The organism is Desulfomicrobium salsuginis (assembly GCF_054657795.1).
Genome location: NZ_BAAHYA010000001.1, coordinates 979,842 through 991,671 on the forward strand (window position 1 = coordinate 979,842; position 11,830 = coordinate 991,671).

General features: G+C 63.9%; 11 protein-coding genes. 10 read left to right on the top strand and 1 reads right to left on the bottom strand.

Going from position 1 to position 11,830, the window contains the following annotated elements:
* Positions 1–3 precede the first annotated feature (3 nt).
* The gene (gene glgP, locus ACYQ3G_RS04405; protein ID WP_459822793.1) at positions 4–2,592 is read right to left on the bottom strand and encodes an alpha-glucan family phosphorylase; all 2,589 of its coding nucleotides are present in this window, start codon (positions 2,590–2,592) and stop codon (positions 4–6) included.
* 75 nt (positions 2,593–2,667) lie between these two features.
* On the opposite strand from glgP, the gene dut reads away from it, so the two are divergent.
* The 10 genes from dut to ACYQ3G_RS04455 all read left to right on the top strand — a co-directional run bounded on the left by dut (position 2,668) and on the right by ACYQ3G_RS04455 (position 11,769).
* The gene (gene dut / locus ACYQ3G_RS04410; RefSeq protein ID WP_459822796.1) at positions 2,668–3,144 is read left to right on the top strand and encodes a dUTP diphosphatase; all 477 of its coding nucleotides are present in this window, start codon (positions 2,668–2,670) and stop codon (positions 3,142–3,144) included.
* A gap of 21 nt (positions 3,145–3,165) precedes the next feature.
* Positions 3,166–4,359, top strand: coding sequence for an aspartate aminotransferase family protein (locus ACYQ3G_RS04415; protein WP_459822799.1), 1,194 nt, complete (start codon positions 3,166–3,168; stop codon positions 4,357–4,359).
* 269 nt (positions 4,360–4,628) lie between these two features.
* Positions 4,629–5,357: an amino acid ABC transporter ATP-binding protein gene (locus ACYQ3G_RS04420; RefSeq protein WP_028576842.1), complete on the top strand. Its 729-nt coding sequence runs from the start codon at positions 4,629–4,631 to the stop codon at positions 5,355–5,357.
* 41 nt (positions 5,358–5,398) lie between these two features.
* Positions 5,399–6,214: an ABC transporter substrate-binding protein gene (locus tag ACYQ3G_RS04425; RefSeq protein WP_028576841.1), complete on the top strand. Its 816-nt coding sequence runs from the start codon at positions 5,399–5,401 to the stop codon at positions 6,212–6,214.
* Between the two features lie 85 nt (positions 6,215–6,299).
* Complete coding sequence (locus ACYQ3G_RS04430; RefSeq protein WP_028576840.1) at positions 6,300–7,001, top strand: amino acid ABC transporter permease; 702 nt, start codon at positions 6,300–6,302, stop codon at positions 6,999–7,001.
* A gap of 9 nt (positions 7,002–7,010) precedes the next feature.
* Positions 7,011–7,748, top strand: a complete 738-nt coding sequence (locus tag ACYQ3G_RS04435) for an amino acid ABC transporter permease (protein ID WP_459822802.1) — start codon at positions 7,011–7,013, stop codon at positions 7,746–7,748.
* The gene (gene prmA, locus ACYQ3G_RS04440) at positions 7,738–8,592 is read left to right on the top strand and encodes a 50S ribosomal protein L11 methyltransferase (RefSeq protein WP_459822804.1); all 855 of its coding nucleotides are present in this window, start codon (positions 7,738–7,740) and stop codon (positions 8,590–8,592) included. The genes ACYQ3G_RS04435 and prmA overlap by 11 nt, the downstream gene beginning before the upstream one ends.
* Complete coding sequence (locus ACYQ3G_RS04445; protein WP_459822806.1) at positions 8,589–9,251, top strand: endonuclease III domain-containing protein; 663 nt, start codon at positions 8,589–8,591, stop codon at positions 9,249–9,251. Before prmA ends, ACYQ3G_RS04445 begins: the two co-directional genes overlap by 4 nt.
* 31 nt (positions 9,252–9,282) lie before the next feature.
* A complete protein-coding gene (locus ACYQ3G_RS04450; RefSeq protein WP_459822809.1) occupies positions 9,283–10,404 on the top strand; it encodes a murein hydrolase activator EnvC family protein in 1,122 nt (373 codons plus the stop codon).
* 93 nt (positions 10,405–10,497) lie between these two features.
* On the top strand, positions 10,498–11,769 hold the full coding sequence (locus ACYQ3G_RS04455) for a S41 family peptidase (protein ID WP_459822812.1): 1,272 nt from the start codon (positions 10,498–10,500) through the stop codon (positions 11,767–11,769).
* Positions 11,770–11,830: the final 61 nt, after the last annotated feature.

An 11,830-nucleotide genomic window follows, 5' to 3' on the forward strand; every position in this document is an offset into this window, starting at 1 on the left:
GGACTACCCCTGCCCCTGGGACGCGTGCTCGTCGGCCCAGAAGATGAGCCCCAGGCTGTGGGCGTCACGCAGCAGATGGTGGTTGGGCAAGATGCGCACGGTGAAGCCGAACTTGCCCGTGGCCATGGGCATGGCCTTGCCGCGGTAGACGTACCAGCCGTCCACGGTGCGCTCCTCGGGGCTCATGGGGAAGGTCGAGCGGCTGGCGAATCCCCCCGTGTGGTCCAGGGGCCCGGTGTAGATCTCGACCCGGATGTCCTCGATGGCCAGCCCTTCGACCCGGACCTCGGCGCTGACGCCAAGGCTCTCGCCGACGAACATCTCCAGGGCGGTGTTGCACTGCACGTTGCGGATGTCGAGATTCCCCCAATGGGTCAGCAGGTTCATGCGCCACTCGGCCAGATCCATGGCCGGACGGTAGCCGTCGACGGCGAGCTTTCCGTAGCTGATGCTCGACGGCAGGTAGGCCCGCTTGGTGTACTCCTCGACCATGCGGTGCCCGTTGAAGACCGGCCCGAGGGATTTCAGGGCCTGCTTCATCTTCTGCACCCAACGCCGCGGGAAGGAGCCCTGGGCCCGGTCGTAGAAGAGCGGAATGACGTCGTTTTCGAGGATGTTGTAAAGAGTCTGACTCTCCACGAAGTCCTGATACTCCACGTCGTCGTATTCCTCGGCGTTTCCGATGGCCCACCCCAGGCTGTTGTCGGGCGCCCAGGCCTCGTCCCACCACCCGTCCAGGGTGCTCAGGTTCAGCACGCCGTTGGCCATGGCCTTCATGCCGCTGGTTCCGCAGGCCTCCAAGGGACGGCGCGGGTTGTTCAGCCATACGTCGCAGCCCTGGACCAGGTAGCGCGCGACCTGCATGTCATAGTCCTCGAGAAAGACCATGGACAGACGGCACTCGCTGGACTGGCAGAGGCTGACGAGGTCCTGGATGATCTTCTTGCCCTCGTTGTCGCGCGGGTGCGCCTTGCCCGCGAAGACGAACTGCACGGGCCGGGCCGGGTCAGCGACGAGGCGCTTGAGGCGCTCGGCGTCCTTGAGCAGCAGGTAGGCCCGCTTGTACGAGGCGAAACGACGGGCGAAGCCGATGGTCAGGGCCTCGGGATTGAGCACGTTGTCCGCGACCTCCAGCTCCCAGCTCCGGCCCCCACGGGACACGATCTGCTGCTGGAGCCGCCGGCGCACGAAGTCGACGAGCCGCTCACGCAGGCGCTCGTGGGTCCGCCACAGCTCGATGTCGGGGATGGACCCGAACTTCTCGCCCACGCGCTCGCAGTCCGGGTCCTCGCGCCAGGACTGACCCAGAAAGCGGTCGTAGAGCACGGACATCTCCGGAGCAACCCAGGTCGGGAAATGGATGCCGTTGGTCACGGAACCGATGGGCACGTCCTCCTCGGGGTACTGGGGCCAGACCCTGGACCACATGCGGCGCGAGACCTTGCCGTGCAGGCGGCTGACGCCGTTGTTGAAGCGCGACAGGCGCAAGGCCAGCACCGTCATGCAGAAATGCTCGGCGTCGTTGCGGGTGTCCTCGCGGCCCAGGGCCATGAAGACCTTCCAGGACAGGCCGAGGTCCGCGGCGTACTCCTGGAAGTACCCGGCCATGAGTTCGGGCGGAAAGCGGTCGTTGCCCGCGGGTACCGGCGTATGGGTGGTGAAGACGGAACTCTGGGCCACGACCTCCAGGGCCGCCTCGAAGGACAGGTTGCGGTCGGCCATGAGGGCGCGGATGCGTTCCAGGCCCGCGAAGGCCGAATGCCCCTCGTTCATGTGGATGACCCGCGGCGAAAGACCCAAGGCGCCCAGGGCCTTGATGCCGCCGATGCCCAGCAGGTATTCCTGCATGAGCCGCATCTCCAGGTCGCCGCCGTACAGCTGGGAGGTCAGCTCCCTGCGCTCCGGGGAATTCTCGGGGAGATTGGTGTCCATGAGATAAAGAGGCACCCGCCCCACATCCACGCGCCAGATGCGGAAAAAGAGGGGTTTGCCCTGCATGTAGATGCGGACCTTGAGGGGGTATCCGTCGGTGTCGAGAACCGGGGTGAGAGGCATCTGCTCGAAATCGTTCGGCTGATACCGCTCCTGTTGCCAGCCGTCGTGGGTCAGGTACTGCCGGAAGAAGCCGCGCTGGTAGCACAGGCCGATGCCCACCAGGGGAATGTTCAGATCGCTGGCCGACTTGAGATGGTCCCCGGCCAGGACGCCGAGGCCCCCGGAGTACACGGGCAGGCATTGGGCCAGGCCGTATTCGGCGCTGAAGTAGGCCACCACCGGGCCCTCTTCCTGGGCTTCGAGGCCCGTCATGGGCCCGCGCCGGGACACGTACTTCTCGAACCCCGCCACAATGGTTGACAGACGATCCAGAAAGAATTCATCCTCCCCCAGTTCCTCCAGCGTGCTCTGGGGCAGGTGGTTCAGAAACCAGACCGGGTTGTGCCCGCTCTTCTCCCACAAGTCCCTGTCAATCTGGGCGAAAAGCTCCTCGATCTCGTGCTGCCAGGAGAAATAGAGATTGGCGGCCAGCCGCTTGAGGGGCTGGAGCTTCTCCGGAAGCTTGGGTACGACCGTATACACATGCAATGGTTGCATAAATCCCCCGTCTTGGAAAATGTGACGCGATCCTGCATGCGTCTGGCTTGACAGCTAGCATGTCGAGGAGAAGAAATGAATCCCTGTCCCGGAAATGTCACGGTTGAAGTCAAAGTCCGTTTCCTGTCGGAAACCTGCCCGCCGGAGAAGTTCGCCTACGCCACCGATGGCTCGGCGGGCATCGATCTGCGGGCCTGCATGGAGGAAGCCGAGGTCAGTATCCCCCCTGGGGGACGGCACCGATTCCCCACCGGCGTCGCGGTGGAATGCACGATGCCGGGAGTGGCCGGCTTTGTCTATTCCCGCAGCGGGCTGGGCACCAAGGACGGGCTCGTGGTCAGCCAGGGCGTGGGCGTCATCGACCCCGACTATCGCGGCGAGATTCTGGTCAGTCTGCTGAACACCTCGGACCAGACCCGCACCGTGACCCGCGGCCAGCGCATCGCACAGCTCGTGTTCCAGCCCATCGTCCGGGCCCGCATCGTTGCCGAACAGTCCCTCACGGACACCTCCCGCGGAGCCGGAGGCTTCGGGCACACAGGTTCCCTCTGACATCATCACCAGGAGTACGACATGAATTCCGAAGAAATACAGAAATGCGACGCGGCGGCCCTCTGCCGGACCTATGCACGCTACCCCCTGGCCGTCAACCGTGGACAGGGCACCAGGCTCTTCTCCCCTGAAGGCAAGGTCTACACCGACCTGCTGGCCGGCATAGCCGTCTGCAACCTGGGCCACTCCCACCCCGAACTGGTGGAGGTCATCTGCGCGCAGGCCAAGAAGCTCATCCACGTCTCCAACCTCTTCTACCAGGAGGAACAGGTCGAACTGGCCAAGAAGCTTCTCGGGACCTGCCACCTCGAGCGCGTCTTCTTCTGCAACTCCGGGGCCGAGGCCAACGAGGGTGCCATCAAGCTGGCCCGGCGCTACATGCGCGAGGGGCGGGGCCAGGAGCGCTACGAGATCATCACCGTGACTGGCTCCTTCCACGGCCGGACCCTGGCCACCCTCACGGCCACGGGCCAGGACAAGATCAAGACCGGCTTCGGCCCCCTGCCCGAAGGGTTCGTGACCGTACCCTTCGGCGACCTCGACGCCATGAAAGCCGCCATGAACGACCGCACGGCCGCCGTGCTCATCGAGATGATCCAGGGCGAAGGCGGGGTCAAGCCGCTGCCCGAGGCCTATGCCCGGGGGCTGGCCGCCCTGTGCGCCGAACGCGGCGTGCTGCTCGTGATCGACGAGATCCAGACCGGCGTGGGCCGCACCGGAAAATTCTGGGCCCATCAGCATCTGGGTTTGCGGCCCGACATCGTCACCGTGGCCAAGGGCCTGGCCGGCGGCCTGCCCATGGGCGCGGTCATGTGCACCGAGGAGGTCTCCAAGGGCTTCCCCCCCGGCAGCCACGGCACGACCTTCGGCGGCAACGCGCTCATTTCGGCCGTGGCGAAGAGGGTCATCGAGATCATCGAACGCGACGACCTCTGCGGCCGTGCGGCGCGCCTGGGCGAGCACCTGCGCGGCAGGCTGGCGGCCCTCAGGGAGAAGTTCCCGGAGCGCATTGCCGACGTGCGCGTGCACGGACTGATGGTCGGCATCGAACTGACCTCGCCCGGCGCGGACGTCTGGAAGGCGCTGCTGGAAAAGGGCTTCGTCCTCAACCTGACCCAGGATACCGTCCTGCGCCTGCTCCCGCCGCTGGTCATCACCGAGGAAGAGCTGGACGCCTTTGCCGCAGCCTTGGAAGCTGTCCTGGCCACGGCCTGATTTCCAAAATTGTCACCGATTCGGCCAAGGAGTTCCGGCTCCTTGGCCTTTGCTTTACGCCCCGCCCGCAAAACATTCCACAACACCCCGACATATCAGGACCCCGCATTCCCGCAGTTTGCCCAATCCGCAGGCTGAACGCCATCCCGAACGGCTTTCCACCGCGCTGATTTGACAAAAAAGCCATGGCCCAATAGGGTTTCTTGCTTCCATCGTTGCCCCTGGGCATCGCCAAACCGCATCAACCCCGATCACGACAGGACCCATGCATGCCCATGATCGAATTCCGCAATGTCAACAAATGGTTCGGTGACTTTCACGTCCTGAAGAACATCAACGAGACCGTGGAGAAGGGAGAAGTGCTGGTCATCTGCGGACCCAGCGGCTCCGGCAAGTCCACTCTCGTGCGCTGCGTGAACCGCCTCGAGGACGTGGACAACGGCGAGATCGTCATCAACGGCAAAGACATCACGGACAAGTCCCAGGACCTGAACGCCCTGCGCGCCGAGATCGGCATCGTCTTCCAGCAGTTCAATCTCTACCCGCATCTGACGGTGCTCAAGAACATCACCCTGGCCCCCATGAAGGTCAAGAAAGTCACCCAGGACGAAGCCGAGAAGACGGCCCTGCGCCTGCTTGACCGGGTGGGCATCGGCAACCAGGCCCACAAGTACCCCGTCGAACTGTCGGGTGGCCAGCAGCAGCGCGTGGCCATCGCCCGGGCCCTGGCCATGCAGCCCCAGATCATGCTCTTCGACGAACCCACCTCCGCCCTGGACCCGGAAATGATCAACGAGGTCCTGAACGTCATGAAGAATCTGGCCCGCGACGGCATGACCATGCTCTGCGTGACCCACGAAATGGGGTTCGCCCGCGAGGTGGCCGACCGGGTCATCTTCATGGACCACGGCGAAATCCTTGAACGCGGCACCCCGGAACATTTCTTCACCAATCCGGAGCATGAGCGGACCAAGGCGTTCCTGAGAGAAATTCTCTAGACCCATAAACCCTGCAACGTGAGGAAAGTGTCATGACGAAAATGTGGAAAGTGGCATTGTTGATGGTTGTCGCCTCGTTCTTCCTGGGCCTGCCCGGCGCCTTTGCCGGCAAACTGGACGAAATCAAGGCGCGCGGCGCGCTGATCGCCGGTGTCAAGGACTCCCAGCCGCCCTTCGGCTACGTTGACGAAAACACCAAGCAGCTCGTCGGCTTCGAACCCGACCTCTGCGCCGCCATGGCCGCCAAGCTCGGCGTCAAGCTCGAACTGAAACCCGTGACCTCCTCCACCCGCATCCCCATGCTGGAGCAGGGCGCCATCGACCTCATCGCCGCCACCGTAACCCACAAGATCGATCGCGAAGAGAAGATCGACTTCTCCATCACGTATTTCCCGGCCGCCCAGAAGCTCCTGGTCAAGAAGGACTCGGGCATCAAGTCCGTGGCCGATCTGGCAGGCAAGAAGGTCGGCTCGGCCAAGGGTTCCACCTCCGAGCAGAACGTCAAGAAGGCCCAGCCCGCCTGTGAAGTCGTGTCCTTCGAGACCTACCCCGAGGCCTTCCTGGCCATGAAGCAGGGCAAGGTCGTGGCCGTGACCACCGACGCCCCCATTCTGCTGGGCATCCGCAACTCCGACGACAACCCGGAGAATTTCGCCATCGTCGGCGAGGACATCGCCGCCGAGCCCTACGGCATCGGCCTGCCCGAGAACGACTCCGACTTCCGCGACTTCGTCAACATCACCCTCATGGAGATGTGGAAGTCCGGCGAATACCAGAAGATCTACGACAAGTGGTTCGGCCCGGAGACCAAGTTCTCCATCCCGCTGGACGGCTGGGCCATGGAAATCTGGCCGTAGACCGCAAACACTGACGAAAAGGGCGGCCGTTTCCGCAGGATCGGCCGCCTTTCCATGATCACCCCCCAGAACCGCACAGGCGCGCATGAAGTACACGTTCAACTGGCCACTCATCTTTTCCGGCGAATACTCGCAATGGTTCATCGACGGGCTGTCCGTGACCCTGCAGCTCTCAGGACTGTCCATCGTTCTGGCCCTCGTCCTGGGCACGCTCCTGACCGTGATGCGCCTCTCCAAGATCAAGCCGCTGGTCTGGTTCTCGGTGGGTTACATCGAATTTTTCCGCAACACGCCCCTGGTGGTCCAGATTTTCTTCTGGTACTTCGGCTCGGACCCCTTGCTGCCCGGCTTCTTCAAGGAGTGGCTCTACCGGCAGAACATCGAGTTCGCCACCGGCGTCATCGCCCTGTCCACCTACACCGCGGCCTTCATCGCCGAGGAACTGCGCTCGGGCATCCTGTCCATTCCCAAGACCCAGCTGGAGGCATCGCGCGCCACGGGCCTGAGCTTCATGCAGGCCATGGGCTACGTCATCCTGCCTCAGGCCTTCCGGATCATCATTCCGCCGCTCATCAGCCAGTTTTTGAACCTGATCAAGAACTCCTCCCTGGCCATGACCATCGGGGTCATGGAGCTGACCTACATGGCGCGCCAGGTCGAGGCCCACACCTTCCACGGCTTCGAAGCCTTCACCGTCTCGACCCTCATGTACCTGTCCCTGTCCCTTCTGGTCTCCCTGGCTATCAACCAGTACAACAAACGCTGCCTGCACGTGCGCAGCCGATAGGAGGGGAGCATGGACGCATTCGTGACCTGGTTCGTCGGCCTCTTCTCCAACTGGGGCGTGGTCTGGAAAAATTTCGACTACCTGCTCCTAGGCGCCTACCCGCAGGGCCCCCTGGGCGGGCTGGCCATGAGCATAATCATGGCCGTCATCGGCATCTTCGGCGCCTTCTGGATCGGACTGGCCGTGGGCCTCATGCGCCTCTCCAAGCGGCCCTGGCTGTCCTGGCCGGCTCTGGTCTACATTGAGATCATCCGCGGCACGCCGCTGCTCATGGTCATCTTCTGGTTCTATTTCTTCGCGCCCATCCTCATGGGACGCTCCGTGCCCGAGACCGAAAGCGCCATCGCGGCCTTCATCGTCTTCACCAGCGCCTATGTGGCCGAGATCGTCCGCGCCGGGGTCCTGGCCATTCCCAAGGGCCAGACCGAGGCCGCCCGCGGCTCGGGCCTGTCGCACACCCAGACCATGGTCCACGTCATCCTGCCCCAGGCTCTGCGGAACATGATCCCGTCCTTCGTCAACCAGTTCGTGTCCCTGACCAAGGACACGTCCCTGGCCATGATCATCAACGTCAACGAGCTGACCCTCTCGGCGCGCCACATCTACACCCGGACCATGAAGGCGCCCATGGAGATCTTCCTGGCCATCGCGCTCCTTTACTTCGTCATCTGCTGGGTGCTGACCGCCTTCAGCCGCAAACTCGAGCGGAGCATGTCCCGCTATCAGGCCAGAACAAATGGAAAATAAGCTCACTCGCCTCGACATCTCCTACACCCCGGCGCGGGACGACCTCGTCACCGCCCTGCTGTACATGCACACGCCCTGGGGCTGGCAGGACGAAGGCCTGAAGGACGGCCTGCGCCGCCTGACCGTGCACTTCGACCGGCCGGAGCAGTCGGCCGAGACCGAAGCGGCGCTGCTTGACGCCTGCCCGGACGTCACCCTGGAAACTTCGTCCGTGGACAACGCCGACTGGAACAGCGCCTGGAAGAAGTATTTCACGCCCATCCCCGTCGGCACGCGCTTCGTGGTCGTGCCGTCCTGGCTCAAGGACGAGCCGCAGAGCGCGCAGCCCATCGTCATCGAGCCCAAGATGGCCTTCGGCACCGGGCACCACCAGACCACGGCCCTGTGTCTGGGCGCCCTGGACACCCTGACGTCCGCGGGTATCATCGTCGCCGGGCAAACCTTTCTCGACCTGGGCACGGGCTCGGGCATCCTCGGCATCGCCGCCGCGAAGCTCGGCCTCGCGGGCCTGGGCCTGGACATCGACCCGGTGGCCGTGGACAATGCCCGGGAAAACGCGGCCCTGAACGGCGTCGAGGACCGGCTCGAACTCGGCGTCGGAAGCATCGATTCCATCGCCGCCGACCGCCGCTTCGACTGCATCCTGGCCAACATCCTGGCCAACCCGCTCATCGACATGGCCGAGGACATCCGCGGCCGCCTGGCCGCACCGGGCGTGCTCGTCCTCTCGGGCATCCTGCGCGAGCAGGCCGACCGCGTGGCCGAGGCCTACATGGGCCAGGGGCTGCCGGCCCCCGAAATTTCGTTCTCGGGCGAATGGGCCCTGCTCGTCTTCCGGACATGAAGCGCCGGGGCCTGCTGCTGGCCTACTACGACGCCATGGCCGCAGCCCTCGGTCCCAGCCGCTGGTGGCCGGGCGACACCCCCTTCGAGATCGCCCTGGGCGCCATCCTGACCCAAAACACGGCCTGGTCCAACGTGGAGAAGGCCATCGCCAACCTCCGCGCAGCCGGCCTCCTGAGCGCCCGAGAGCTGCGCGACCTGCCCGTGACGGAACTCGAAGAGCTGATCAGGCCGGCCGGGTTCTTCCGCATCAAGGCCGCCAGACTGCACAACTTTCTGAATTTCCTCGAGGACGCCTGCGACCTGGACCTGCCGCGCCTGCGCAATGCCGACACCGGGACTCTGCGCGATTCACTGCTGCGGGTCTCGGGCATCGGTCCCGAAACGGCCGACTCCATCCTGCTCTACGCCCTGGGGCACCCCACCTTCGTGGTCGACGCCTACACCCGCCGCATTTTTCACCGCCACATGCTCGTTCCCGAGGATGTCGGCTACGAGGAACTGCGCGACATCTTCATGGACGCGCTGCCCCAGGACGCGACCCTCTTCAACGAGTACCACGCCCTCATCGTGCGCACGGGCAAGGCCTGGTGCGCCAAGAAGGAGGGAAAATGCCGAACCTGCCCGCTGTCCCCCTTTCTGGACCTGCAAGGCCCTTGACCTTGGGTGGAAAAAGCATCATCGCAAACCGATGAAACGGCCGTTTTCCCGCCCTGTGCTGCGCGCTTGCGCCATCGCGATCCTGGTTCTGTGCGCGCTCTTCGCGCTCGCGGCGCCCGCACCCGCCTCCCTTGAGGAGGAAGTGTCGGCCAAGAGCAAACAGCTCGCGGAACGCAAGAAGGACATTGAAACCCTGACGGCCAAGGAACGCAGCCTGCACAAGGACCTGGCCAAGCTCGAAGACTCTTTCAAGGATGCGGCCGCGAACCTGGAGAAACTCCAGAAGGAGCTCGCCGATCTCAAGAAGGAGCAGGCCGAAGGGGCAAAACGCCTGGCGGCACTGCTGTCCGAGCGGGAGAAGACGTCGCGGCGGCTTGCCGAAATGATGCAGACCCTCTGGCCCATCTACCTGACGGCTCGCGAAGAAGGCTTTGCGTCCCCCGACGAGTGGGCCGAATCCAACCGTCGCGGCGAATGGCTGACGGCCCTGTATCGTCAGGCCCAGACGCTGCGGGAGGAGATCGAGCGGCAGAGCCAGACCGTCGCCGACGAGCAGTCCGCCCTCGATCAGAGTGCGTCCGGCGTCGCGGCGCAGGTCGAGAAGATCAAGGCCTCCAGGGCCGAGCTTGAGAAGCGCAAATCGCGCTTCGAGACCCAGTTGGCAGAGGTGCGTACGCAGAAGCAGCAGAGCGAGAAGGAAATCCAGGGCCTCATGGGCTCCATCGCCAACCTTCGCCACCAGATCAGCCTGCAGTCCGAAAAGAAGATCTCCAAGCTCCAGGGCAAGCTGGACTGGCCGGCCAAAGGCAAGCGCGTGGTGTCCTTCAACCCCGACGGCAACCCGGCCAGCAACGGCATCGGCCTTGCGCTGTCGCCGGGGACGCCCGTGCGAAGCGTGTCCTGGGGCAAGGTCGTGCACAACGACCAGCTGCGCGGCTTCGGCCAGGTGGTCATCGTCTTCCACGGCGAGGACTACTACTCCCTCTACGCATTCCTGTCGGACGCCCCGCTGCCGGTCGGCCGGGAGGTGGAGAAGGGGCAGCAGATCGGGGTGTGCGGCTTCTACCCGGCGGCCAAGGGCGACGGCCTGTATTTCGAATTGCGTTTTAAACAGAAAGTCATTAATCCGTTGAAATGGTTACAATCGGGGTAAGTCCGCCCGGCGCCCCTGCGCGCCGGTTCGCACGACACCCGTTGACGCCCCGTGAACAGAACATTTTCCCGTCAATCCCTCAGGGAGGACATCATGCGCCTTAGCCATCTTCTTGGCACGATTGTTCTTCTGGCCGCCCTCTGCGGCACCGTCTCATCCAGCCAGGCCCGCGACACGGACCACTACCAGGCCCTGAAGCAGTTCAGTCAGGTTCTCGACCTGATCGAGAAGAACTACGTCCAGGAAGTCAACCGCACGGACCTCATCCACGGCGCCATAGAAGGCATGCTCAACTCCATCGACCCCCATTCCGCCTTCATCGACCTCGACAAGTTCAAGATGATGCAGGAGGAGTTCCAGGGCGAGTTCGGAGGCATCGGCATCCAGATCGGCGTGCGCGACAAGCGCCTGACCGTCATCGCGCCCATCGAGGACACCCCCGCCGACAAGGCCGGCCTGCGGGCCGGGGACATCATCCTCGAAATCGACGGCATCTCGGCCCTGGACATCTCCTTGGAAGAGGCCGTGTCCAAGATCCGTGGCCCAAAGGGCAAGGCCGTTGAACTGACCATCCTGCACAAGGACTCACAGGCCCCCGAAAAAGTCAGCATCGTGCGCGGGACCATCCCGCTCATCAGCGTCAAGACCAGGGAACTGGAACCCGGCTACCTGCATGTCCGCCTGACGGACTTCAAGGCCAACACCACCGAGGACCTGCACCGCAAGCTGGCCGAATACACAGCCAACCGGGAACTGAAGGGCATCGTCCTGGACCTGCGCAACAACCCCGGCGGGCTCCTGAACCAGGCCATCTCCGTGACCGACACCTTCCTGCGCGACGGCCTCATCGTCTACACCCAGGGGCGCGACCCCAAGAGCCGCAAGGATGAAACGGCCTCGAAGCAGTCCACGGACGTGAACTGCCCCGTGGTGGTGCTGATCAATTCCGGCTCGGCCTCGGCCTCGGAGATCGTGGCCGGCGCCCTGCAGGACCGCAAGCGGGCCATCCTGATCGGCGAGAAGACCTTCGGCAAGGGTTCGGTGCAGACCATCATGCCCCTGTCCGACGGTTCGGCGGTCAAGCTGACCATCGCCCTCTACTACACCCCAAACGGCCGTTCCATTCAGGCCGAAGGCATCGACCCCGATCTGGAACTGCCCTTTGTGGCTGCGACCGAGAACGCCGAGGACGGCGTCGATTTCAGGGAGTCCAGCCTGGCCAAGCATCTGGACAACCCCAACGGCGACAATCAGGCGGGGAAAGTGGCGACCGACGCGCAAGACGCCTTGGCCAAGGACAACCAGCTGCGTGTGGGCCTGAGCATGGTCAAATCCCTGCCTCGGTTCATGCAGCTCACCAACTGATCTCACCAATCGTCATGACGTGACATCGGGGCGGCCAATGCCGCCCCGATGCTTTTCCGAA